The sequence below is a fragment of the Acinetobacter sp. NEB149 genome (assembly GCF_012516415.1).
GTDB classification, from domain to species: domain Bacteria; phylum Pseudomonadota; class Gammaproteobacteria; order Pseudomonadales; family Moraxellaceae; genus Acinetobacter; species Acinetobacter lwoffii_V.
In genome coordinates this window covers 846,462-869,951 of the sequence record NZ_CP051208.1, presented here as the reverse complement: position 1 = coordinate 869,951, position 23,490 = coordinate 846,462, and the positions used below count along the sequence as shown (strand labels likewise).

Sequence of the window (23,490 nt, the reverse complement as noted above, 5' to 3'; positions counted from 1 at the left end):
AAGAGCAAATATGGGGTCAAATGGGATCAGACTATATCGGACAAACAGGCATAAAAAAAGCCTTTAAACATTGAGTTTAAAGGCTTTTTTAGATTCCGATGGATTACTTCGGAAAGAATTTTGGTGGAGGTGGCGGGAGTTGAACCCGCGTCCGCCAGCACTACGCTCGAGAATACTACATGCTTAGATATCGTCTATTGTTTTAACTCTTTGTGACCCGACGAACAGGGTACAAATCGCGATCCTCTTAATTTAGTACAAAGCCCCGAGGCTTAGCTTTATACGGACTTGTGTGCGTGCGCTTCAGTCGGACTCTCTAACCACAAGTATTCGGAGAGGCGGACAAGCTGCCCTTAGGCAGCTAGAGCGTATGATTCGTCGTTTGCGACTAAAAAATGCAAATTTGATTTACGAGAGAAAATGCGCTCTCGGCATGCATCTATGAGTTTCATCACCAGCGTCGAAGCCAGAAACACCCCCAAAGTACAAGGCAATCATAGCATAAATGTCAAAAATTACGATGTATTTTCTGAACATTTAAACAACTTGATGCGCTTAATTACATTATTGCGCTAATATTTTACTTTTCAAGCCAAATAACAGAAAAATTATGAGCTACCTTCTGGCCCTGGATCAGGGAACTACGTCAAGTCGGGCTATTATTTTTAATGAACATGGACAAGTTCAGGCAACGGCTCAACGTGAAACGCATATCCACACCCCACATTCGGGCTGGGTAGAACAGGATGCACAGGAAATCTGGAGCTCACAGATTGCTGTGATACAACAAGCTTTAGCAACTGCAGGTATTCTGGCAAAAGATATTAAAGCCCTTGGCCTGACTAACCAGCGTGAAACCACTGTAGTCTGGGATCGTCGAAACGGCAAACCGCTCGCTCCGGCAATCGTTTGGCAAGATCGTCGTACGTCTGATTGGTGTAACCGGCTGATTGAACAAGGCCTAATGTCCAAAATTCAGCAAAAAACAGGCTTATGGATTGATCCTTATTTTAGTGCGGGAAAATTAGTCTGGTTTTTAGAGCATGTTGAGGGAGTACGGCCACTCGCTGAACAAGGCCATGTGGCATTTGGTACTATCGATAGCTGGCTGATCTGGAATCTGACCCAAGGCGCAGAGCACGTCATTGAAGCCAGTAACGCTTCTCGTACCATGTTGATGAATCTGCAGCAACAGTCGTGGGATGAAGAGCTACTCGAGCTGTTTAATATCCCTGCTTCGGTCTTGCCGAAAATTATCTCTTCTGATTGTTATGTCGCTGACACTGCTTCTGGCTTACTTGGGGCCAATATTCCCATTACCGGAATTTTGGGGGATCAGCAGTCTGCACTGTTTGGCCAGTCCTGTTTTGAGGTGGGTAGCGCAAAAAACACCTATGGTACTGGCTGCTTTATGCTGTTCAATACTGGACATAACATTCAGCTTAGCCAGAACAAGCTGCTTTCTACTCTCGCCTGGCAAGCCCAAGGCCAAACTACTTATGCGCTCGAAGGCAGCGTATTTATGGCTGGTGCTGTAGTGCAATGGTTACGCGATGGTCTCGGAATTATTCAAAAAAGCAGTGATGTGGAAAAACTGGCACACCAGGTCGAGCATAGTGACGGCGTGGTTCTGGTTCCGGCATTTACCGGACTGGGCGCGCCGCATTGGGATAGTGAAGCACGTGCCTTACTCTGTGGCATGTCACGCGGTACGACCAAAGCGCATATCGCTCGTGCCGCATTAGAATCAATCGCCTTTCAGGTATCGGATGTGCTCAGTGCGATGCAATCTGATATTGCACATCCCCTTAAAGAACTGCGGGTTGATGGTGGTGCCAGCAGCAATGACATGCTAATGCAATTTCAGGCCGATATTCTGAATGTACCGGTACTGCGTCCGCAAATGCTGGAAGCTACCGCCTGGGGCGCAGCCGCTATGGCCGGATTAAAAGCTGGCGTATTTTCCGACCTGAATGAAATTTCCCAGTCCTGGGAGCTGGACCGTGCTTTTGAACCCAAAATGCAAAATGACGAAAGAGAAATGCATTTAGCCAAATGGCAAAATGCCTTGAAACGGGCTAAATCTGATCTCTAAATCCTCTAGGTTCATATTTGATCATCATAAAAAAGCGCTGTTAAACAGTGCTTTTTAGCTTCCTCAATTCACGATTTCATTAATAGGCATAAGACGCAATCGCTGTTGCAATCGCCTTATCTTCATCATTGACCATGGTCATGCGCATGGTGCAGCCCTTACGCCCCAAACGTAAGGTTTCTGCACGTGCAATAAAATATTTGCCACGTCCAGGCGCCAGATAATCCACCCGCATATCGACCGTCGCCAGACGCGACACTTTTTTAATGGTATCTGCAATCGTTTCCGGTTCAGCTTTTTTATACAGTTCGCCCATGGCCACAATACCACCGACGCTATCCAGTACAGTTGCAGCCAGACCGCCATGCAGAATCTGGAAAGCCACATTACCAATCATGAAATCCTGCATTTCTACATAGGCCTCAATCTGGCCCTCGACCACCCGCATGGTCATGCCGTTATGCTTAAAAAAAGGAGAGCTATTAAAAGCATGTACCAGCTGGTTCAGGACTACATCAATATCCACTTTCGAGCCCAGATGTATATTACCGGTCCAGTTTCTCTCTGTCTTACTCATCACTTTGCCCGAATCCACCACAATAAACAACCGCTAATTTATGCCCAAAAATTTGAGTTAGGGCTACAATAGAGGCCTAGTTTAATACTGATTACTGAGATTTTTATGACTTATACGTTCAATCGTCCCGCGTTTCCTGCAACTCGCATGCGTCGTATTCGTAAAAATGAACATTTACGTTCGATGGTTCGTGAAACCCATCTCGCGGCAGATCATCTCATTTATCCAGTATTTGTCCTGCCAGGACAAAACCAGACCCAAGATATTCCAAGTATGCCGAATATCCAGCGTCTGTCAGCGGACTTGTTGTTAAAAAAATCAGAACGTCTACTGAAACTCGGTGTCAATAAACTGGCGCTATTTCCGGTCACCCCACAAGAAGATAAAAGCCTGACTGCAGAAGCTGCATGGCGTGAAGATGGTCTGGTGCAAAACACCTTACGTTTATTGAAAAAAGAACTGCCAGAAATGGTGCTGATTACTGACGGCGCATTAGACCCGTATACCACGCATGGTCAGGATGGCATTATTGATGAGAACGGTTATGTCTTAAATGATGAAACGGTCGAGTGCCTGATTAAACAGGGCTTGAGCCATGCCGAAGCCGGTGCAGATGTGTTTGCTCCAAGTGACATGATGGATGGCCGGATCGGTGCAATTCGTCAGGCCTTTGAGCAAAATGGTCATATCTATACTTCGATCATGGCCTATTCAGCCAAATATGCATCAAGTTTCTATGGCCCGTTCCGTGATGCAGTTGGTTCTGCCAGCAACTTAAAAGGCGGCAATAAATACAATTACCAGATGGATGTCGGTAACCGTGCTGAAGCCCTGCATGAAATTGCGCTGGATATTCAGGAAGGTGCAGACATGGTGATTGTCAAACCGGGCATGCCTTATCTGGATATCGTCCGCGAAGTCAAAGATACTTTTGGCGTACCGACCTTTGTTTATCAGGTCAGTGGCGAATACGCGATGCTGGCTGCGGCAATTCAAAATGGCTGGTTATCTGATAGCGTCATTTTAGAATCATTGATGAGCTGTCGTCGTGCCGGTGCAGATGGTATCTGGACCTATTTTGCTGAAGAAGCTGCGCTTAAACTGAAAGACATGAAGTAAAAGGATTTCGGCGCAATGCATATTGCCATTATTGGCGCTGGCATCACCGGTCTGATGTCGGCGCTGGAACTGCTTGAACAGGGATGTTCTGTTACCCTTTTTGATCAGCAGGCCGCCGGACAGGCTGCATCCTGGGCTGGAGGAGGCATCCTCTCCCCCATGTATCCCTGGCGTTATTCCGCTGCTGTAAATGCTTTGGCCCGACATGCCAAACCCATGTATCAGGACTGGAATCAAAAACTGCAACCTTTCACTGGCATCGATTTCCAGATTCATGAAACAGGTATGCTGATTTTTGATGAATCCGATTTTGAAATCGGTTTAAGTTATGCCAAAACACATCAGGATCCGCAGCAACAGGCAGAATTGCTTGATCAGGCTAAACTGCAACAGATCAATCCAAGAATTAATCAGAGCAAATTCAAGCAGGCGATTTATTTCCCTGAACTGGCGAATATCCGTAATCCACGGTTATTACAGTCGATCATTCACTATTTGAAGCAGCATCCTCGTGTCACCTGGCAAGAAGACTGTAAAATCACTCGGCTCAATATTCAGCAAGGCTGTGTAAAAAGTATCTCAGATGAACATAGCCAGGTTTTTCAGGCAGATCAATATGTGTTCACAACCGGAGCATGGTCGCAACACTGGTCACAGCAACTTGGTTTGGAAATTCCGGTACAGCCGGTTCAGGGCCAGATGCTGCTGTTTAAAACGCCAGAAAACTGGCTGCCGACCATGTGCATGCATAAGGTGATGTACCTGATTCCACGTCAGGATGGACATGTTTTATGTGGTTCCAGTATGCGTCAGGTCGGTTTTAACACCTCGCCTTCTAGCGAAATCCGGCAGGATATTTTACAGGCGTGTATCGAGATGGTACCGGAACTGGCAGATTTTCCGCTGGTCAAGCAATGGGCCGGATTAAGACCCAGCTCACCCGATGGTATTCCCTATATTGGCAAAATTCCCAAGCTACACAATGCCTGGGCCAATTTTGGACATTTCCGGAATGGTTTATGCATGGGGCCGGCATCAGGCAAACTACTCGCTCAACTCATCCTTAAACAAATGCCAATCGTTGATCCAGCTCCTTATGATCCTGTCCGTTTATTAGAGCCCAGTCGTTTAGTGCTTTAGGATATTATCCAGTGCTTCTTTCAGAGTTGGATAATGAAACTGGAATCCAGCCTCCTGCAAGGCTTTGGACTGTACATACTGACCGTTTAAGACCAGTTGTGACTGTTCTCCCAGCATCATTTTCAGACTGCATGCGGGTAGTGGAAGTAAGGGTTTGCGCTTCAGAATCTGGGCCGCAGTTCGTGCAAACTGGGCCTGACTACTTTTTTCTGGCGCGACCACATTAAAGATCTGCTCGGCTGTATCCTCAAGTATCAAGAATTCAATCGCACGCAGCACATCCCCTAGATGCACCCAGGTCACTGGCTGGCGTCCATGACCAATCCGTCCGGACAGATTCAATTTAATCGGCAATAGCATCTGCGGAAGAATCCCGCCACCTTTACCAAACACCACCGCAAAGCGAACAATCTTGGTGTTCTGGTTAGTATAGGATAAAGCCAGCTGCTCCCACTTCGCACAAAGTTCAGACATAAAAATATCTTGTGGCGGACTTTGCTCCGTGCAGACCTGTTCCCAGCGCTCTGTCGGATCAATGCCATAATAACCAACGGCCGATGTTGAAATAATCCGTTTCGGTCTAATCTGATTTTTTTCTAAATAATCAAAAACCTTTTTGGTGGTGTCTAAACGGCTATCCAGCAATTTCTTTTTACGCGCTGCCGTCCAGCGGCCTTGACCAATGCTTTCGCCAGCCAGATTGACCACATAATCAAGCTGATGCTGTTTTAATTCATCCAGCTGATTGATCCAATGGAAGTCCGGATGTGGTTCATGTTTATTTTTCTGACGGGTCAGCCCAATCACCCGATAATCCCGTTCCAGTAAAAAACGCACGAGATGACTGCCAATAAAACCACTCGCTCCCGTCACCAACACTACAGGTTTATACATTCGTCATTCTTCGCCTTATTATTTTCTTGATTTAAATTATACGCCACTCATCTTTAGCTTTTTAAACCGAGAAGATCTTTGTAGTGGAGAATTTGTATCTTTCATCATTCAATCAATTTATTAAGATCAGTCGTCACACAATGATTCATCTATACTCACTGAGGTGGATGGCCAAACATTTTCTCTGCCATACGTTGTGACTGCTTGCCATAAAACCAGTAGGTCAGCAGATACAGCGGAATTGCGATCATCAGGAACATTATCAGCACAATGCTCATAAACTGTGGCTGCTGTAGATACAGCAAGAAGTCCTGCCAGGCATTCGGATTGGAACGGGTGGCGATGACAATACCGAGCAAAAGAAATAATAAATTATAGCCCCAGTAAATCAGGCTAAACCCGAGGGTAAATTTCTTACGCTCTGCCTGGGTCGGCGCACGTTTTTGCTGTTTTAAAAATTTAAATAACACCCAAATCATGGCCACCAGATAAGGAACAATCGTCAAAACTGCACCCATGCCCATCGGCAACAAGGCAGCCAGTACACCGCAAATACAGGTAAAAATAAAACATATAACGAAAAACCAGATAAAATAACGACTTAGCGGCAACATATGCATGACTCAGTGATCTTCAACAAGCTAGTATAAAAAAATCAGGTTTTTTTTCATTTTATTGTCAACCATCCACTACAGGGTGACGTTATATAGGGTACAAGGTACAAAAATTTGGACTGGCATCCACGAATTTTTGCTGACCTTTAGAGCTAAAGCAATAAGTCCAGTGTACAGGGAAATTTTGAATAGCAGCCAAAATCTTCATGTAACACAAATTTGACCGACGATTTCATCATCACTCGAATCGTCGGTTTTTATTTTTTTAAATCTCTATTTTTTAAAAGTCTGATGGATTGCATGACTTTTCTATATCTGATGATTTGGATGCGATCATGCAGTAATTTCCATACTGATCAAAATAAATTCAGCAGGCATATCACAAACAATTCGCTGAAATATCGTTTTCAAGTAGATTTTTACCTGTGCTTTTTCCTATAGTAGCAAGGCAGATATCTTGGGGTTCATTACATGGCAGTTCATTTTCTTCACACTTCCGATTGGCATCTGGGACAATTTTTCCATAACCATGACCGTGAATTTGAACATGCGCAGTTTTTGACTTGGCTACTTGAGCAAATTAAAACAAAGCAACCGCATGCCCTGCTGATTGCAGGCGATATTTTTGATGTGATCAATCCTGCGTCCAGTGCGCAAAGACAACTGTACCAGTTTCTGGCCGATGCCCATGACCTGGCGCCACATATGCAGACCCTAATGATTGCAGGCAATCATGATTCTGGTTACCGGATTGAGCAGGTTGAACCCTTATTGGCCAAATTCAATGCCAAAGCAGTGGGAATAGTAGGCCGCACGGCAGAAAATACCCTGAACCTGGATCGTCTGCTGATTCCTATTTATGATCAGGATAAAAATATCATCGCCTGGTGTCTGACCCTGCCCTATTTACGCAGTGCTGAAATTACCGGACTGAATGAACATACCAGCAATAACCAGAACGCGATCAGCTATCTGCATCAACAACTGATTGCCGAAGCCAAAGCCCGCAAACAGCCACATCAGGCACTGATTTTAATGTCACATGCACACATGCAAGGTGGTGAGACCTCGGACTCCGAGCGCCCGATTATTGTCGGCAATGAAGAAGCCCTGTCGACGGCGCTGTTTGATGACGTGATTGATTATGTCGCGCTGGGGCATTTGCATAAACCGCAAAAAGTCGGTCAGCCGCATATTCGCTATAGTGGCTCCCCGATTCCGCTGTCATTTAGTGAAATTAACTATCCGCATCAGGTGGTTGAAGTCCAGATTGATCCTAAACAAAATCCGGAAAACCGCTTTCAGTACGATGCCTTAAGCATTCCGCGTACTGTCGAGCTGTTTCGCGTTCGTGAAAAGCTGGAAAATTTAATCACTACAATTCAGGCCTTGCCTGCCGGAGAAATCGAGCAGCTTTCTGCACGGCATTTTCTGGAAATAGAATACACCACCGATGCTCCGCCTCCGGTAGACCTGCGTCAGCAAATTGAACTGGCTTTGCCTGCTAATCGTTATCGTTTGCTGCGCATCAGCCGGATTTATCAGCAACAGGTCGACCTTAGTTCAAGCCAGTCTAAAATTGATCTGGCACCCCCTACCCCGGAATCTTTGTTTTTCAATATCTGGAAAAAAATGGGCTATGAGCAGGATCATTCAGTACAACGGGATTTTCAGGAATTATTGATTGAAGCCCAGCATGAACTTGCACAAAAACAACAAGCCTAGGATCGGCCATGAAAATTTTACGTCTAAGTCTTAATAATCTGGCCTCCCTCACCGGCACCCATCATATTGATTTTGAATCGAGTCCTTTGGCTCATGCCGGCCTGATTGCCATCACCGGCAAAACTGGTGCCGGAAAATCTACCCTGCTCGATGCCATGTGCCTGGCGCTTTACAATGAAATTCCACGTTTAAAAGGTGCGACAGGCAGCTTGAAAGATGCTGGCGGTCAGGATGTTTCCATCAAGGATTCCAAGAATATTCTGCGCCGTGGCTGCGTGCATGGTTTTGCCGAACTGGAATTTATTGCACTCGACAGCAAACGCTATATGGCACGCTGGGAAATTAAACGGGCACGCCAGAAAGTCGATGGCAATCTAAAAGTAGACCGCTACGTCAAATGTCTGGATGACGACACGACACTGACGCAAAAAATATCGGAAGTCACCCCGCTTATTGAAAAACTGGTGGGCTTAAGTTTTGAGCAGTTTACCCGCGCAGTGTTGCTCGCACAGTCGGAAGTCGGCGCATTTTTAAAAGCCAAAGATAATGAGCGTGCAGATTTACTGGAATATCTCACCAATTCGCAGATTTTCAGTCTAGTTAGTCAGAAAGCCGCGGAGAAATTCAGCGAAGTCAAAAACAAGCGCAACGATCTGGAAAAGCTGATCGGGCATATTGAAATTCTGTCTGAAGAAGACATCAGCGCTTTACAACAGCAGCAGAACTCTTTGTCTTTGCAACTTCAGAATTTGCAGCAATCAGAAAAACTGCTAGAAAATGAGAAACAATGGCATCTGGACCGACATAAACTCTATGCAGAAGTCCATGCCAAAAAAGAAGTCTACGAAGTACAGCAAGATGCAGTAAATAAATCTGCAGGACAGCAACAGCTACTGGAGCAGCTGGATGAATTCCAGTCGATTCGGGATCAGTTTGTGAGTCGTACCCGTCTAGCCCCTCAAAAAGAGCAGATTCAGCACCAGCACACCCAATTTACGCTGGAATTTGAAACGCTCAAACAGAGCTTTGTAGCAGAAGAAGCCAAACTTACAGCCTTACAACAACAGCAGCACCAGTTTCAGCAACACTTGGCAGACCTGAAACCGCATCTGGAGGCAGGTTTAAGGCTGGATCATGCAATTGATACGGTATCAGAGCGGTACAAAAAACTGCATGCAGAGCAAAGCCAGTTTCAAATCCTTCGTCTACAGCCTTTAGAAGAACAACTGCGACAGCAACAACAGACTTTGAATCAGCTACAAGCTCGGCAAGAAAAGGTTGCACAACAATTGGCTGAATCTGGCTTTTTAAATGTGTTCGATCTGGAGCCGCAAAGTACCTTGCAACGCATACAAGACTTTATGCGTCAGTATCAGCAACTGCAGCAACAGAATCCGGACAGCCTGAAGCAGCCTTTACCTGAACTGGAAAAAACCGTTACAGTACTTTCAGGAAATCTGAACCAGTGGATACAACAGCATCATAGTCTGGAACAGCTAGAAGAGCATCTCAAAACCATTCAGGAAATGCGTCAGCAACGCCAAGCGGAACAGCGTCAGCTCGACCTGCTGCAACAGCAGGTACAACAAATCGTTCAACAATCACAAGAATTTGAACAACTGCAATCTGCTGTAAATAGCCAACAGCAGCAACTAAAAATGCAGCAAGAGGCCGAACAGGCACTACATCAGCAGATTCAGGCTGAACAACAGGCCTATGAACACCTGGAACAAATACTTGCCCAGCAACGTTTATTGCATGCGCAAAGTGTGCAGGATCTTCGTGGCCAGTTAAAACCGGATGAGCCATGCATGGTCTGTGGAAGCCCAGCCCATCCTTTTGTCGATGCCGTCCATGAACATCTGGAACAGAGCCTGAACCAGCTACAGGAGCAACAGTTACGGCAGGCAAAACAGCAGCTCGATCAGCAACTGCAATCTCAGCAGCAGCAACGCATTGAAATGTCTAAAGCACAAACAGTAATTGAGCAACAGCAACAGCGTTGCCAGATCCTGCAAAACCAGATTCAACAATCCTCTGCTGACTGTAAATCTCAACTACTTAAACTGGAAGTGGTTACCGAGCAGCACAATGATCTTCCTACATTCATCCAGTTACTGGCGAATCACACTCAAAGTCTGGTCCAGCAGCTAGAACTATCACAACAGCAGGAACAACAGCTCCAGCAACAATTACAACAATGGCGTCAACAACAACAGCAATTGCACCAATTACAACTGGCTCTACAGCAACGTCAGCAACTCGACCAGCTGATACACCCAGTTTTAAGCATACTGCCCGAGCAGTACCAGTCGCAGCCACCTATGCTCTGCTTACCTCAGTTGCAACGACAAGTAGAGCACCGCATGCAGCACTTGGCAGTACAAAAGCAGCTGGAATCTGACCTGCATCAACAGCAGCAGATATTGGAAAAGAGCCAGTATCAACTACAATTGGAACAGCAAAATTTTGCTCAATTGAGCCAGTCTGTAGAGCAGTTGATTCAGCAAGGCAAAGACCTGCGTCAACAACTGGCTGAACTGACCCAAGAACATGCAGGACAAGTCTACCGTGTCGCTGCAGAATGGCGCGATGCACTAGAGCTACAAGCCAAGACCTTAGAGCAGACTTTAGAACAACAGCGTCAATGCACGGCGCAGGCCGAAAAACAGTGGCATCAAACCCACTTAAAACTGCAAGAATTTATCAGCCAACTTCAGCAGATCGATCAGCAATTGGCTCAATATCAGCAAGATATTCAGGCATGGCAAGCAGCACATCCTCAAGTGACGGCAGCTCAAATTGAACAATGGCTCAGTATTGATCTGAGCAACCATCAACGCATTCGTCAGAATCTGGCCAACCAGAAACAGGCACTCGAAAATGCCAGAACAGCCTGGCAATTACTTGAAGAACAATATCAGGCCCATTTAAAACTACAGCCAGAACATGAATTTGAGGAAATTGAACAAAAACTTGGCATGCTGCATCAGGAAAAAATAATGCAGCAGGAAGTGCTCAATGAAACTGATGCCAAACTGCGTATGAATGCCAATAATCAAAACACCTATGCCAAATATCAGCAGCAAATTGAGCAGATCAAAGCCGAAGAATACCGTTGGGGTCGTATTTACGACCTGATCGGACATAAGGAAGGTACCAAATTCCAGAAAATTGCCCAGGAACATCATCTGGATATTCTGGTGGAATATGCAAATCAGCAGTTGCAACCGTTGGCACCCCGCTATCAGTTACACCGTATTCCGGATAGCCTGAGTCTGGCGATTGTTGATCTGGACATGAATAGTGAAGTCCGCCCTGTGCTGTCCCTATCGGGGGGTGAAACCTTCCTGGTTTCATTGGCTTTGGCTTTGGCGATTGCCAATATGGCCTCCGGCTCCATGAAACTGGAATCACTGTTTATTGATGAAGGTTTTGGTACGCTAGATCCTGCTTCGTTACATATGGTGATGAATGCACTGGATCATTTACAAAGTCAGGGTCGTAAAGTTGTATTAATCTCGCATGTGCAGGAAATGCATGAACGTATTCCGGTACAGATTCAGGTCAAGCCTGTTGGTGCAGGCGCCAGTACCATTCAGATTATAGGTTAACGATGAGTCACCCTGCCCCGAACATGCTCTCGCCCTATTTCAGTCTACAGCTTGAGAGCCTGCGGGGTATCAGTGCCATTGTAGTGTTGTTCAGTCATTGCTTTCAGGCATTTATTGCGCCTTTCGATACCAGTCTGTATTCATGGGTACGCCTGCTCGGTCAGGCCGCGGTCATGATTTTCTTTGCTTTAAGTGGCTATCTGATCGGCTATTCGATTCAGCACAACATTCATCAGCATGGTCAATTTAATCTGCGCCGTTATGCCCGACAGCGTGGCCGCAGAATTTTACCGCCCTTCCTGTTTACCATGGGGTTGACGCTGGTTTTATATCTGCTTGCTCCACTATTATTTACTAGCCACACGCATGCTTTTCAACACAGTTTTGGCATGATGATCCGGACTGACTATAGTATAGACATGATTGAGTTTGTTGGTTCGCTGCTATTTTTGAATGGCTTTGTGATGCCAACGGTTTCAGCCAATGCTGCACTCTGGAGCCTGAGCTATGAAGTGTGGTTTTATGTGCTGGCCGGATTCCTACCTTTTTTAAAAAATTCGGAAATCGCCAAAATCGGATTTTTTATGGTTCTGGCTATACTGTCATTACTGAACATCCAGTTTTTTATTTATTTTCTGGTCTGGCTTAGTGCCTTTGCCTGTTCATTTCGATATATCCAGCTACGTTTTTTAAACCGCTTACAATCGGTCAAATTAGCCCTAGTCGGCTTGGCATTTCTAATCGCCTGTTTTGATGCTTACCAGTTTCAGCTGATTGATGAGGCCCAGCAATACCGTGCTGCGAATTTTGCCCCTTTTAATTTCTGTGTGGGTTTGGCCTTTAGCTGCTGGCTGGTACAGCTCCAGCATCAACGTAGTCACTACCATCCGTTCTGGGTTCAATCCGCAGACTTTTCCTATACCTTGTATGTGACCCATTTCCCCTTACTTTTATTTATTTTGGGCTGTATTCCGGCAACTTTGGCCTATGGTCTGGGCGGAGCAGTTTTAGCCTTGCTTGCGAGCATGTGCAGCTTAATAGTTTTTGCCTGGTTAATGGCCAAATGGCTCGAACCAGCCAGAAAAAAAGCGTTATCCAATACCCTGCGATAACACTTTGCTGCAAAAAACTGACATTAGTAGTTTATACATCTTTTTTAGGCCGTGCGCCAAACAAGGCCGTACCAACACGAACCATGGTAGAACCCGCAGCAATCGCTTCGGTCATATCCCCAGACATGCCCATACTTAAAGTATCCCAGTCTTCAGGGTGTACATGCTGAACTTTGACTGCATCAAATAAAACTTTGGCATCAGCAAAGGCTTGAGGATTATTCGGTGCTGGAATCACCATCAGGCCACGTAAACGCACATTCGGCAGTTGGCTGATCTGTGCCACCAAATCTGCAACCTCATCTGGACAGCAACCATCTTTGGTATCCTGACCATCAATATTCACCTGAATACAGATATTCAGTGCAGGCTGATCATCTCCACGTTGATTTGATAAACGCTCGGCGATAATCAGACGATCCACCCCATGCACCCAAGCAAAATTTTCTGCCAGATGCTTGGTTTTGTTACGCTGCACATGTCCAATAAAATGCCATTCAATGTCCAGCTCTTTCAGTGCCGTGATTTTTTCCAGTGCTTCCTGCAAATAGTTTTCACCAAAAGCACGTTGCCCTGCCTGATACATATCTGCCAGCACGCTACTCGGCTGGGTCTTGGAAACGGCAAGCAGTTGCACCGCATCTGCTTCGCGGCCGGCCTGAATACAGGCAGTTTCAATTTGCACTAAGACCTGATTTCGTGACTGTTGCAACATATTCATTGACGGGGTTCTCATTTCATTCATCTTTTTTTCCCTTGCCCATGAACTAAGTGTTGGTTAAGCTGTGGGAAAGCCTTATTATTCTATCAAAATAATTAACATTTTAATGAACTCGGGGACCTTATGGATATCACAGAATTGTTGGCATTTTCTGCTAAAAATGGTGCGTCGGATTTACACTTGTCTGCGGGCTTACCGCCAATGATTCGTGTCGATGGGGAAGTTCGTCGCATCAACCTGCCAGCATTAGAACACAAAGAAGTGCATAAACTCGTTTATGACATCATGAACGATAAACAGCGTCGTGATTTTGAAGAAAATCTGGAAACTGACTTCTCTTTTGAAGTGCCTGGCGTGGCGCGTTTCCGTGTCAACGCATTTAACCAGAACCGCGGTGCCGGTGCGGTATTCCGTACCATTCCCTCTAAAGTCCTGACCCTTGAAGATCTGGGCATGGGACAAATTTTTAAAGACATCTGTGAATATCCACGTGGTCTGGTACTGGTGACAGGTCCTACCGGTTCGGGTAAATCAACCACCTTGGCGGCGATGCTGGATTATATTAATGACAACCGCTATGACCATATTCTGACCGTCGAAGATCCGATCGAATTTGTGCATCAGTCCAAGAAATGTCTGATTAACCAGCGTGAAGTGCATCGTGATACGCATGGCTTTAATGAAGCATTACGTTCTGCATTACGTGAAGACCCGGACATTATTCTGGTCGGTGAGATGCGTGACCTTGAAACCATTCGTCTGGCTTTAACTGCGGCAGAAACGGGTCACCTTGTTTTCGGCACCCTGCATACCACCTCAGCGGCCAAAACCATTGACCGTGTGATCGACGTATTCCCTGCTGAAGAAAAAGACATGGTACGCGCCATGTTGTCTGAATCCCTACAAGCCGTAGTTTCACAGGCCCTGCTCAAGAAAAATGGCGGTGGGCGTGTCGCAGCGCATGAAATCATGATCGGTATTCCTGCGATCCGTAACCTGATCCGTGAAAACAAAGTCGCACAAATGTACTCGGCAATTCAGACCGGTGCCAACTACGGCATGACCACGCTGGATCAGACCCTGAAAACACTGGTGTCCAAAGGTTTGATCAGCCCGCAAGTTGCACGTACTGCAGCCAAACAGCCAGAAGCATTTTTATAAAAAAATTGAATTGTATTGGGGTTTATATACATGGATTTTAACGGCTTACTTGATTATATGGTGGAGAAAAAAGCATCGGATCTGTTCATTACTGCCGATGTCGAACCGTCCATCAAGATTAATGGTCAGATTTTACCGATTGGCTCAGTAAAATTACCCGGTGCGGCAGTAGGACAACTGCTCCATTCCATCATGACCGAAAAGCAGCGTAAAGAATTTGCTGACAGTCGTGAATGTAACTTTGCCATCAGCACGCCGGATAAAAGTGCCCGCTTCCGTGTCAGTGCTTTTCAGCAACGCGATCAACCGGGGATGGTTTTGCGTCGGATTGAAACCGTCATTCCGACCATGGATGAACTCAAGTTACCGCCCATTTTAAAAGAACTGGCGATGACCAAACGTGGCATCATTATTTTTGTCGGGGCAACGGGTACCGGTAAATCAACCTCGCTGGCGTCTTTGGTCGGTTATCGCAATGAAAATTCCAAAGGTCATATCATTACCATTGAAGATCCGATCGAATTTATTCACCAGCATAAGGGCTGTATTATCACCCAGCGCGAAGTCGGCATTGATACAGATTCATTTGAAATCGCTCTGAAAAACACCTTGCGTCAGGCACCGGATGTAATTCTGATTGGTGAGATCCGTTCACGTGAAACCATGGATTATGCGATTGCCTTTGCCGAAACCGGTCATCTGGTCTTTGCTACCCTGCACGCTAACAACGCTAACCAGGCGATTGACCGGATTATCCATTTCTTCGAAGCAGACCGGCATAATCAGCTGTTTATGGACTTGTCCCTAAACATGAAAGCGATTGTGGCACAGCAACTGATTCCAACCATCGATGGCAATGGTCGCCGCGCTGCCATTGAGATTCTAATTAACTCGCCACTGATTGCCGACTTGATTCGTAAAGGTGATGTGCATGAGATCAAGGATCTGATGAAGCGTTCCCGTGAACTGGGCATGCAGACCTTCGATCAGGCGCTGTATGATCTGTATAAAGCCAAACAGATCAGCTATAAAGATGCACTGAAACATGCGGATTCACCCAACGACCTGCGTTTGCAAATCAAACTGTCAGAAGAAGGTGGCAGCCATTTATTGCGTGCACATTCCAATATCACCTTTGACGGTCAGTCCTGATCAGATTGAGCGCATAAAAAAACAGGCTTCCCATGAAGCCTGTTTTTTTTGTTTGAACCAGCGCTCAAATTATTTTTTACGGAACACTTCCTGACATGCAGTCGCATCACAATAGCCATACAGATTCAGTGAGTGACCGGTTAATTCAAAACCAAATTTTTCAGCAACGTCATGCTGCTCTTTTTCAATCGTGTCATTAATAAATTCAACAACTTTGCTGCAATTTAAACATACCAGGTGATCGTGGTGATCTTCCTGCATAATTTCAAAAACTGAATGATTATTTTCAAAATTATGACGTTCGATGATGCCCGCTGCTTCAAATTGCGTTAACACACGATACACAGTTGCTAAACCTACATCTTCGCCCTGATCGAGTAAAGTCTTGTAAATATCTTCCGCACTTAAATGATGTTGTTTTGAATTTTCTAGTAATTCTAATATTTTAATTCGTGGAAGGGTAACTTTCAGTCCAGCTTTTCGTAAATCTTGGTTTGAAATAGTCATGTAAAAAGGTCTCTCAACAAAATCAAAGTTGGAATATGCAACAAAGTTTAGATGCAGTATGATCTATCCTTGGATCAAATGCATCATAATTAATTTGGGATAGTTTAGCAAAATGCAAAAAATCATGTTGACGTTATTCGTCACTTCATTGCTCGTCGGCTGTTCGACATTAGGTGTTTATAAAGTAGATATTCCACAAGGAACCCCTTTAACCCAAGCACAAGCCGCTAAAATTCAGGTGGGAATGAGCCATCAACAGGTGCGTTTCTTACTCGGCAGTCCAACAGTAAGCGATCCACTGAATCCTTTACGTTGGGACTACATCTATAACTATACCCCAGGAACCTACGCTAAAAAAGCCAAGATCCCGGCAGCCCAAGGCCAGCATTTGAAAATCTACTTTAACCAGTCTGGTATCGTGGAACGTGTTGAAGGTCTGGAGACGATTCCAGAATCTCAACCCGGCTTACCAGGATCAAAAGAAGCGATTTTAAATGCTCCTCCACTATAGTCGGTTTCTCATGAAAAAGCCCCTGAATCATCAGGGGCTTTTTAAATTAAGCTGATTGATTGAGCAGATCATTGAAACTACTGCTCATTCAAGCCGCTCTCTATTCGGAAGATGGTTTCAGCTTTCTTAAAAGATTGCCTCTGGCATAACGACCCACCGGATTTTTTTCGGCACGTCTACGTCGAATATCCTTAGGATTGATGGTCAGTGCTCGGTAAATTTCCACCCGATCCCCTGCTGCCAATAGCTGCTGATGATCTTGCAAACGCACGCCAAAAATGCCCAGAGATAACGGTTCAGGCAATTCGACCTGCTCACGGATTCTACTTTGCTGAATCGCATCCAGTGCCGTCATGCCAGGCTGAAATGGCACGGCTAGATGAAATTGTTTTTCTGACGTCGCATACGCTACCCAGATCATCGCCTCACTCATCAGACGAATTGTCCTAAGACAGCAATGATTGCCAGAATAATCCCGACCGGCAACACCACACGTACTGCAATACGCCAGATGTTATAAAACGCTTCAGAGCTAAAATTCATTGATTTACGCAAATGACTGATCTTCATGATCCAGCCGGCAAACAGTGCATAGATCAAACAAATCAATAGGCCCCAGACTAACAAGACCACATTGAAAATTGGGCTTAGATTTGGAATAGCCCAGATCAGTGTAACCGCCGCCACAATCGCCCATTGAATCGCAGGATGAAGCTGGCGTTGCTGTAATTGTTCACGTGCCATTTGCAGAATTAATGCGGCAGCTGCCACCATTGCTGCGACCAGAGTAAATGCAGGAATTTGTGCTTGTACGGCAAAGAAAGCAAATGCAATGACAGCAACGAGCTGCGCAATCCAGATCGGCAATACCGTCTTGCTGGCGACATCCTGTTGTTGTACAGCGCTCAGGCTAGATTGCCAGTACAAGCCCATGCCCAGACCACTTGCCACCAGTGCCAATACCGTGGCATTGCCCCATTCCGAGAACTCGACTGGCGTGATTTGCCATGCAGGTAGCACCGTTCCCATCACATTGGCTAGAACCAGAGACGCCAGTACGCCAATCGTTGTAAAAGCTAATAAAATTTGACGCGGCAGCAGTGACAAGACCAGCGCAGCAATTGCCAATCCGATCAACAAAAGGTTCGGTGCAAGATCAAGTGCAACAACCGCCAGAACATTGCTGGCATTGTTCAACATAGCACCTGCCAAAAACGGAATAAAAATCACACTTAACCAGCCGACAATACGCCATTTCTGTGACGCATCCGCTTCACGGGTCAGCGTCGAAAGCGCCTGTAATGGCGTTGTTTTAGAGCGCTTGGCCAAAGCAATTTCCAAGTAGCAGACTGGAAGTGCCAGAATCAGCATGGAGGCCAACCAGAGCATCCAGAAATCCATCTGACGATCAATCTGTATACCGGTTATCGGTGCGAGCGTCGCGATGATAATAAACGATAAACAGAAAGCCATCAGCGGCGATAACCATTTTGACATAGCATTGTCCTGCATGATGCATTCCTATAAAAATCTAGCGCTATTTTGCCTTGTGGAGCGGTGAAAATCAAAAACAAAAAGCAAACCACCATGACAGTGATTTGCTGCGCAAAAATTATAATTAGATTTTAATTTTTGTTATCTCGTTACGTCTTTTATTATGAAAAGAAACGAGCGAACCAGTTTTTACCTGTTTTCTTTTCTTTTTCCTTGATGATCCCCATCATATTTTCTTTCACGGCACCGACATAATCGGCGTCATCATGCTGAATATGGTTAATCAGCCATTTCGATAATACTTCGTGCAGCTCTGATTCAATGGACTGTCCCAGTTCAAAACGGTCACGATAAGACTCGATTTTTTTAATAAACAGGTCATGCACACGTTTATGCGGCACCCGATATTTATAGCCGGCTTCTTCCTGAAGAGATTCCTCAAAGGTGAAATGCGACTGGGTATAATCAATAATATTGTCGAGAATCTGTTTAATACGGGCACGCTCGGTATTGGCATCAATTCCATCAATTTCGTTGATATAATCGAGAATTCGTTTGTGCTGATCGTCAATCACATCGATACCAGTATTATAATCTGGAACCCATTTCATTTTCATTACGACCACCTATAAATATTAAGGACTTATAACGTGAAAATGAGCATATAGCGTATTGATTCAAATAAAAATGAAGCAAATTAGTCGGCTTTCCGCCTAAATCCGGCTTTTTCATTTTAAGTTTCTGTTATATATAATTAAAAATAATTTATCCTGAGTAAAAGGCTAAGATATTAATTAACCAAAATCCGCAATAAACCTTTATTTATTCTTAGATTTTTTCTTATTTTTTAAATATAAAAAAACGGAGTTTAAACTCCGTCTTTAATCGCATTTCAATATTGATCAGCTCGCGTGACGCGTTTTAAGGAAGAATCAAGACGTTCACGTTCCAGACGTTCAACATGCGTCAACTGAGAACGTACTTTCGCCCCATGCTGAAACAGGATCATTTCACCGGGCTGGAAGGCAGTCCATTCTTCATTCTGGGTCAATGGTTCAGTGGTAATCACTGCGACGCGATCTTCAGGGGTCGTGACCTGACTAAAGTCCACTTCGACATCAATATCAATCAGCTGAGCCGGTCTAAACGGGTATTCACGTACCAGCCAGTGGAGTTTAGTAATCGCATAGCTAAACAGCGCCTGACCATTCGACAGGCAGAAATTAAAGGTGCCATGCTCCGCGATTGCAGGTGAAATTTCAGCTAGAAGATCGAAAACCTGATCCAGTTTCGGCTCATGATAGCCAAAGCGTTTCACCAGTTGATCCAGCAGGTAACAGAAGGCACGCTCACTGTCGGTATTTCCGACTGGGGTAAAGCGCCCTGACAGTTCAGGAAAATAATCATATAAATCGCCATTATGGGCAAAAATCCATTGCCGCCCCCAAAGTTCACGGCTAAAAGGATGCGAGTTTTCCAGATTAATTTTGCCTTGGGTCGCTTTACGGATATGGGCAATCACATTGCGTGATTTGATTGGATAATTACGTACCAGCTCGGCAATCGGTGATTCAATCGCGGACTGGTTATCGACGAACAGACGGCAGGCTTTATCTTCAAAGAAAGCAATCCCGAAACCATCCGCATGATCAGAGGTAATGCCCGCCCGCTGGGAAAACCCGCGAAAAGAAAAAGTAATATCCGTCGGGGTGGCACAATTCATTCCGAGCAGTTGGCACATGGTCTGGTTTCAGCTCTCTATTTACTTAGAAGCTTATTGTGCATGACTGTCCCAGTCATTTCAAATAGGTGGCTATAAGAAATCCAAATAAAAAAGAGTATCTATTGAGACTCTTTTTCGCAAAAATTGGCTTAAGAACGATGCGGATTGGCACGATTGGTAATGAGGGTGCCCACACCATGATCGGTGAAAATTTCTAGTAAGCTGGCATGAGGTACACGGCCATCCACGATATGTGCACTTACGACGCCGCCTTTTACCGCATCCAGCGCACAACCGACCTTTGGAATCATGCCGCCATAAATCACGCCAGTTTCGATCAGACGATCGACTTCTTGAGTGGTCAAACCAGTCAACAGGTTTTTATTTTCATCCAAGACACCGGTGATATTGGTGAGTAGAATCAGTTTTTCTGCACCTAGGGCTTCAGCGACTTTACCAGCGACCAAATCAGCATTGATATTATAGGTATTGCCTTCTTCATCGACACCTAGCGGGGCAATGACTGGAATAAAGTCACTATTGGTAAACATTTCCAGAACATCGGTTTTCACGCCAACGACTTCACCGACCAGACCCAGATCAATTTGCTCAACTGAACCATCTTCAGCCACTTTTTCCATCAGCAGCTTTTGCGCACGAATCAGGTTGCCGTCTTTACCGGTAAGACCAATCGCACGGCCACCATGCTGGTTAATCAGGTTCACGATAGATTTGTTAACGCTACCGCCAAGTACCATCTCGACTACTTCCATGGTCGCAGGATCAGTCACGCGCATGCCGTCAATACGGTCTGATTCGCGGCCCAGCTGTTTCAGCATGGAATCGACTTGCGGGCCACCACCATGTACCACGATCGGATTAATACCGACTGTTTTTAATAATACGATATCACGTGCAAATGAACTTTCTAGCTCAGGATCGGTCATCGCGTTACCGCCGTATTTTACCACCAGGGTTTTACCCGCAAAGCGTTGAATATACGGCAAAGCTTCTGTCAAAATCTGTGCTTTGTCGATGCCTGTTTGTTGATTTGGCATTCGCCTCTCCTTATTGAGCATCTAAAATGTCTTGAGCGATCTCTGGATAACGGTCACGCAACATGGCTACAAACAGATGACGAATTTCATTTAGACCTTGGGCATTATTGGCATCAAAGCGCACTGTGAAATACTCACCTGTATTGGATGCTCGAATGATGCCAAAACCATCCTCAAAATCAAGACGTATCCCATCAATTTTACTGATTTGCGCATTAATTCTTGCGGATTGTTGTTCAACGAAGTTTAAAAGCTCAACAGGACGTACTTGACGCGTTGAAATATAAAGATCTTCAGTACCATGTCGTTTTGGATAAGCCGCCAAGGCCTGCGCGAGAGTTTGCCCCGTTTGGTCGAGATATTCCATGACTCTGAGCGCTGCATAGAGTCCATCATCATAGCCCCAGCCGCGACCATCATTAAAGACATAATGTCCGGCATATTCCCCACCAAAAATCGCCTGATGCTGAGACTGGTTCAGATAAGTTCTGAGAAATGAACTGCCGGTACGAATCATCACCGGTTCCCCGCCCAGACGTTGCACTGTATCGCGAACCAGAGTTGAACATTTCACATCATAAACAAATTGGCGTGGTGCTGAATCGCTTAGGCAAATTTCAGCAAACAGGCACAATAACTGATCGGCTGTAATAATCTGACCATGTTCATCAATCAGAACCAAGCGATCGCCATCACCGTCCAAGGCAATACCGAGATCAGCCTGCTGTTGCATGACGGTTTGACGTAAAGTCTCAAGATGTTTGTCTTGCGAAGGATCCGGCGCATGATCCGGAAAATGTCCATTCGCCTCACAACGTAAAGCAATCACTTCACAGCCTATTTTTCTGAGTACCAAGTCAGCACAACGTCCGGCTGAGCCATGCAGACCATCCAGAATCACTTTAAATGAGCGCTTTAATTGAATATCTTCTAATATTCCTTGCTGATACTGCATGCAAAACTCTGGAATAATCTGATGCGGCAGTTCAGCTAAAGTAATTAGCTGGCTATCGCAATGTGACTTTGCCAGTTGGGCCACCTGTTGAATCATCTCAGGACAAGGTGGTTCACCATCAATAATCCATTTAATACCATTATCTTCTTTAGGATTATGACTGGCAGTGACCATAATGCCATTGCCATCAAACTGGCGTGCGGTGAAATATAGCATTGGGCTGGAACAACAACCTACAATAGTGGCTTCCAGCGAATAATCTTTAAAAATACGGGCAATCGTGTCGGCAAAAGCCGGACTACTGATGCGTGCATCATAACCAATGGCGACACGTGTCTGTCCCGCAGCCTGATACTGCTGGGCTAAACCGTGGGCAATTGCATCAATGATCCCGGCACCTAATAGACTGACTTTACCGCGTATGTCATAGGCACGAAAGATATGCATAGGGAATGGAGGATTCATAGATCCCATAAAACTGTCTTTTCACTATTCGTTAAAATAAGGAGATTTAAAATGATAATTTCATCATAATGACTTTAAACATTTGTTTTTGTTTTAAGACCCACTATTTTTAAACGATTTCAATGTAACAATCAATTATAAAAATATAATCAACAAACTAAAAATTATAGAGTTCTTGTAATTAACCAATGATTATTTAATTATATTTATTTTGAGTTTCGTTTGATTGGAAACTTGATAACTACATAAATTTTAGATTTAAATAATTCTACTTGGCCAGAAAATAAGGTTTTATTTTTAAATATATTCCAATCAGCTCTTTCTTTTAATATTGAATCTAATCAACTAAAAATGGCTTACATCCAGTTAATGAATGTAAGCCATTATTAAAACTTAGTTTTTACCCGTATGACCAAAACCGCCAGCACCGCGTTCAGTCGCTTCGAATTCATTCACCAGATCAAATTCAGCCTGTACCACCGGAACCAAGACATACTGCGCCAAACGTTCACCTGGCTCCAAGCTGAATGCCGTCTGGCTACGGTTCCAAACGGATACCATCAATTCACCCTGATAATCAGAATCGATTAAACCCACCAGGTTACCCAACACGATCCCATGTTTATGGCCCAAACCCGAACGTGGCAAGATCAGGCCAGCAAATGCAGGATCTTCAATATAGATTGCTAAACCAGTTTTCACCAAAACCGTTTGGCCTGGTTCAATGATCGTAGTTTCTGTAACACACGCACGCAAATCCAACCCCGCTGAACCTGTCGTAGCATAAGTCGGTAATGGCCATTCCTGACCGAGACGCGAGTCAAGGACTTTCACCTGAACTTTCATGTATTCA

21 protein-coding genes and 1 other RNA gene are annotated in these 23,490 nt (G+C 45.0%); 9 read left to right on the top strand and 13 right to left on the bottom strand.

What is annotated here, in order from left to right:
- Positions 1 to 121 precede the first annotated feature (121 nt).
- Positions 122 to 480: a transfer-messenger RNA gene (ssrA, locus tag HGD77_RS04050) on the bottom strand.
- A 130-nt stretch (positions 481 to 610) separates the two neighbouring features.
- Between ssrA and glpK the strand changes: the two genes are divergently transcribed.
- The gene (gene glpK, locus HGD77_RS04045; RefSeq protein ID WP_005267342.1) at positions 611 to 2,095 is read left to right on the top strand and encodes a glycerol kinase GlpK; all 1,485 of its coding nucleotides are present in this window, start codon (positions 611 to 613) and stop codon (positions 2,093 to 2,095) included.
- A gap of 79 nt (positions 2,096 to 2,174) precedes the next feature.
- On the opposite strand, the gene HGD77_RS04040 is transcribed toward glpK, so the two are convergent.
- The gene (locus tag HGD77_RS04040; protein ID WP_004646146.1) at positions 2,175 to 2,672 is read right to left on the bottom strand and encodes a thioesterase family protein; all 498 of its coding nucleotides are present in this window, start codon (positions 2,670 to 2,672) and stop codon (positions 2,175 to 2,177) included.
- Positions 2,673 to 2,777: 105 nt separating this feature from the next.
- Between HGD77_RS04040 and hemB the strand changes: the two genes are divergently transcribed.
- Together hemB and thiO are read left to right on the top strand one after the other, a co-directional pair.
- Positions 2,778 to 3,791, top strand: coding sequence for a porphobilinogen synthase (hemB, locus tag HGD77_RS04035; RefSeq protein WP_005267344.1), 1,014 nt, complete (start codon positions 2,778 to 2,780; stop codon positions 3,789 to 3,791).
- Positions 3,792 to 3,806: 15 nt separating this feature from the next.
- Complete coding sequence (gene thiO, locus HGD77_RS04030; RefSeq protein ID WP_005267345.1) at positions 3,807 to 4,931, top strand: glycine oxidase ThiO; 1,125 nt, start codon at positions 3,807 to 3,809, stop codon at positions 4,929 to 4,931.
- On the opposite strand, the gene HGD77_RS04025 is transcribed toward thiO, so the two are convergent.
- Positions 4,920 to 5,825 (bottom strand): TIGR01777 family oxidoreductase, encoded by a 906-nt coding sequence (locus HGD77_RS04025; RefSeq protein ID WP_005267347.1) that lies wholly within the window; start codon positions 5,823 to 5,825, stop codon positions 4,920 to 4,922. The genes thiO and HGD77_RS04025 overlap by 12 nt on opposite strands.
- 155 nt (positions 5,826 to 5,980) lie before the next feature.
- The gene (locus HGD77_RS04020; RefSeq protein WP_005104780.1) at positions 5,981 to 6,439 is read right to left on the bottom strand and encodes an ABZJ_00895 family protein; all 459 of its coding nucleotides are present in this window, start codon (positions 6,437 to 6,439) and stop codon (positions 5,981 to 5,983) included.
- Between the two features lie 471 nt (positions 6,440 to 6,910).
- Here HGD77_RS04020 and HGD77_RS04015 point away from each other — a divergent pair, with 471 nt between their 5' ends.
- From HGD77_RS04015 to HGD77_RS04005, 3 genes are read left to right on the top strand one after another with little or no spacing between them, the layout of a single operon-like run.
- Positions 6,911 to 8,164, top strand: coding sequence for an exonuclease SbcCD subunit D (locus HGD77_RS04015; protein ID WP_138742938.1), 1,254 nt, complete (start codon positions 6,911 to 6,913; stop codon positions 8,162 to 8,164).
- Positions 8,165 to 8,172: 8 nt separating this feature from the next.
- Entirely contained in the window at positions 8,173 to 11,778 is a 3,606-nt protein-coding gene (locus HGD77_RS04010; protein WP_138742937.1) for an AAA family ATPase, read from the top strand.
- Between the two features lie 2 nt (positions 11,779 to 11,780).
- Positions 11,781 to 12,890: an acyltransferase family protein gene (locus tag HGD77_RS04005; protein WP_004730558.1), complete on the top strand. Its 1,110-nt coding sequence runs from the start codon at positions 11,781 to 11,783 to the stop codon at positions 12,888 to 12,890.
- A gap of 31 nt (positions 12,891 to 12,921) precedes the next feature.
- Here the strand turns inward: HGD77_RS04005 and HGD77_RS04000 are convergent, their stop codons facing one another.
- Complete coding sequence (locus tag HGD77_RS04000) at positions 12,922 to 13,611, bottom strand: YggS family pyridoxal phosphate-dependent enzyme (protein ID WP_086044084.1); 690 nt, start codon at positions 13,609 to 13,611, stop codon at positions 12,922 to 12,924.
- A 123-nt stretch (positions 13,612 to 13,734) separates the two neighbouring features.
- Here HGD77_RS04000 and HGD77_RS03995 point away from each other — a divergent pair, with 123 nt between their 5' ends.
- On the top strand, positions 13,735 to 14,772 hold the full coding sequence (locus HGD77_RS03995) for a type IV pilus twitching motility protein PilT (protein ID WP_004279279.1): 1,038 nt from the start codon (positions 13,735 to 13,737) through the stop codon (positions 14,770 to 14,772).
- Positions 14,773 to 14,802: 30 nt separating this feature from the next.
- Positions 14,803 to 15,924, top strand: a complete 1,122-nt coding sequence (locus tag HGD77_RS03990; RefSeq protein WP_004279277.1) for a PilT/PilU family type 4a pilus ATPase — start codon at positions 14,803 to 14,805, stop codon at positions 15,922 to 15,924.
- 69 nt (positions 15,925 to 15,993) lie between these two features.
- Here the strand turns inward: HGD77_RS03990 and fur are convergent, their stop codons facing one another.
- Complete coding sequence (fur, locus tag HGD77_RS03985; protein WP_004646136.1) at positions 15,994 to 16,431, bottom strand: ferric iron uptake transcriptional regulator; 438 nt, start codon at positions 16,429 to 16,431, stop codon at positions 15,994 to 15,996.
- A 112-nt stretch (positions 16,432 to 16,543) separates the two neighbouring features.
- Between fur and HGD77_RS03980 the strand changes: the two genes are divergently transcribed.
- Positions 16,544 to 16,942, top strand: a complete 399-nt coding sequence (locus HGD77_RS03980) for an outer membrane protein assembly factor BamE (RefSeq protein ID WP_004279275.1) — start codon at positions 16,544 to 16,546, stop codon at positions 16,940 to 16,942.
- A 100-nt stretch (positions 16,943 to 17,042) separates the two neighbouring features.
- Here the strand turns inward: HGD77_RS03980 and HGD77_RS03975 are convergent, their stop codons facing one another.
- The 7 genes from HGD77_RS03975 to dut all read right to left on the bottom strand — a co-directional run bounded on the left by HGD77_RS03975 (position 17,043) and on the right by dut (position 23,483).
- Entirely contained in the window at positions 17,043 to 17,375 is a 333-nt protein-coding gene (locus tag HGD77_RS03975; RefSeq protein WP_005247100.1) for an RnfH family protein, read from the bottom strand.
- A complete protein-coding gene (locus HGD77_RS03970) occupies positions 17,375 to 18,454 on the bottom strand; it encodes a hypothetical protein (protein WP_138742935.1) in 1,080 nt (359 codons plus the stop codon). The genes HGD77_RS03975 and HGD77_RS03970 overlap by 1 nt, the downstream gene beginning before the upstream one ends.
- Before the next feature lie 143 nt (positions 18,455 to 18,597).
- Positions 18,598 to 19,053, bottom strand: coding sequence for a bacteriohemerythrin (locus HGD77_RS03965; RefSeq protein ID WP_005247102.1), 456 nt, complete (start codon positions 19,051 to 19,053; stop codon positions 18,598 to 18,600).
- Between the two features lie 275 nt (positions 19,054 to 19,328).
- Positions 19,329 to 20,177: a class II glutamine amidotransferase gene (locus HGD77_RS03960; RefSeq protein ID WP_138742934.1), complete on the bottom strand. Its 849-nt coding sequence runs from the start codon at positions 20,175 to 20,177 to the stop codon at positions 19,329 to 19,331.
- Between the two features lie 131 nt (positions 20,178 to 20,308).
- Positions 20,309 to 21,217 carry an acetylglutamate kinase gene (gene argB / locus HGD77_RS03955; protein WP_004279270.1) on the bottom strand — a complete coding sequence of 303 codons (909 nt, stop codon included), beginning with the start codon at positions 21,215 to 21,217 and terminating at the stop codon, positions 20,309 to 20,311.
- Between the two features lie 10 nt (positions 21,218 to 21,227).
- A complete protein-coding gene (locus HGD77_RS03950; protein ID WP_138742933.1) occupies positions 21,228 to 22,646 on the bottom strand; it encodes a phosphomannomutase/phosphoglucomutase in 1,419 nt (472 codons plus the stop codon).
- A gap of 384 nt (positions 22,647 to 23,030) precedes the next feature.
- Positions 23,031 to 23,483, bottom strand: coding sequence for a dUTP diphosphatase (dut, locus tag HGD77_RS03945; protein ID WP_005247107.1), 453 nt, complete (start codon positions 23,481 to 23,483; stop codon positions 23,031 to 23,033).
- Positions 23,484 to 23,490: the final 7 nt, after the last annotated feature.

What these genes read in the sequence shown, in the direction of transcription:
- glpK (WP_005267342.1), top strand. Translation starts at nt 611, where the DNA reads ATGAGCTACCTTCTGGCCCTGGATCAGGGAACTACGTCAAGTCGGGCT.
- HGD77_RS03965 (WP_005247102.1), bottom strand. Translation starts at nt 19,053, where the DNA reads ATGAAAATGAAATGGGTTCCAGATTATAATACTGGTATCGATGTGATT.
- HGD77_RS03960 (WP_138742934.1), bottom strand. Translation starts at nt 20,177, where the DNA reads ATGTGCCAACTGCTCGGAATGAATTGTGCCACCCCGACGGATATTACT.
- HGD77_RS03990 (WP_004279277.1), top strand. Translation starts at nt 14,803, where the DNA reads ATGGATTTTAACGGCTTACTTGATTATATGGTGGAGAAAAAAGCATCG.
- HGD77_RS04040 (WP_004646146.1), bottom strand. Translation starts at nt 2,672, where the DNA reads ATGAGTAAGACAGAGAGAAACTGGACCGGTAATATACATCTGGGCTCG.
- HGD77_RS04020 (WP_005104780.1), bottom strand. Translation starts at nt 6,439, where the DNA reads ATGTTGCCGCTAAGTCGTTATTTTATCTGGTTTTTCGTTATATGTTTT.
- fur (WP_004646136.1), bottom strand. Translation starts at nt 16,431, where the DNA reads ATGACTATTTCAAACCAAGATTTACGAAAAGCTGGACTGAAAGTTACC.
- HGD77_RS03980 (WP_004279275.1), top strand. Translation starts at nt 16,544, where the DNA reads ATGCAAAAAATCATGTTGACGTTATTCGTCACTTCATTGCTCGTCGGC.
- thiO (WP_005267345.1), top strand. Translation starts at nt 3,807, where the DNA reads ATGCATATTGCCATTATTGGCGCTGGCATCACCGGTCTGATGTCGGCG.
- hemB (WP_005267344.1), top strand. Translation starts at nt 2,778, where the DNA reads ATGACTTATACGTTCAATCGTCCCGCGTTTCCTGCAACTCGCATGCGT.
- HGD77_RS04015 (WP_138742938.1), top strand. Translation starts at nt 6,911, where the DNA reads ATGGCAGTTCATTTTCTTCACACTTCCGATTGGCATCTGGGACAATTT.
- dut (WP_005247107.1), bottom strand. Translation starts at nt 23,483, where the DNA reads ATGAAAGTTCAGGTGAAAGTCCTTGACTCGCGTCTCGGTCAGGAATGG.
- HGD77_RS04010 (WP_138742937.1), top strand. Translation starts at nt 8,173, where the DNA reads ATGAAAATTTTACGTCTAAGTCTTAATAATCTGGCCTCCCTCACCGGC.
- HGD77_RS03975 (WP_005247100.1), bottom strand. Translation starts at nt 17,375, where the DNA reads ATGAGTGAGGCGATGATCTGGGTAGCGTATGCGACGTCAGAAAAACAA.
- HGD77_RS04025 (WP_005267347.1), bottom strand. Translation starts at nt 5,825, where the DNA reads ATGTATAAACCTGTAGTGTTGGTGACGGGAGCGAGTGGTTTTATTGGC.
- HGD77_RS04005 (WP_004730558.1), top strand. Translation starts at nt 11,781, where the DNA reads ATGAGTCACCCTGCCCCGAACATGCTCTCGCCCTATTTCAGTCTACAG.
- HGD77_RS03995 (WP_004279279.1), top strand. Translation starts at nt 13,735, where the DNA reads ATGGATATCACAGAATTGTTGGCATTTTCTGCTAAAAATGGTGCGTCG.
- HGD77_RS03970 (WP_138742935.1), bottom strand. Translation starts at nt 18,454, where the DNA reads ATGCAGGACAATGCTATGTCAAAATGGTTATCGCCGCTGATGGCTTTC.
- HGD77_RS03950 (WP_138742933.1), bottom strand. Translation starts at nt 22,646, where the DNA reads ATGGGATCTATGAATCCTCCATTCCCTATGCATATCTTTCGTGCCTAT.
- HGD77_RS04000 (WP_086044084.1), bottom strand. Translation starts at nt 13,611, where the DNA reads ATGAATATGTTGCAACAGTCACGAAATCAGGTCTTAGTGCAAATTGAA.
- argB (WP_004279270.1), bottom strand. Translation starts at nt 21,217, where the DNA reads ATGCCAAATCAACAAACAGGCATCGACAAAGCACAGATTTTGACAGAA.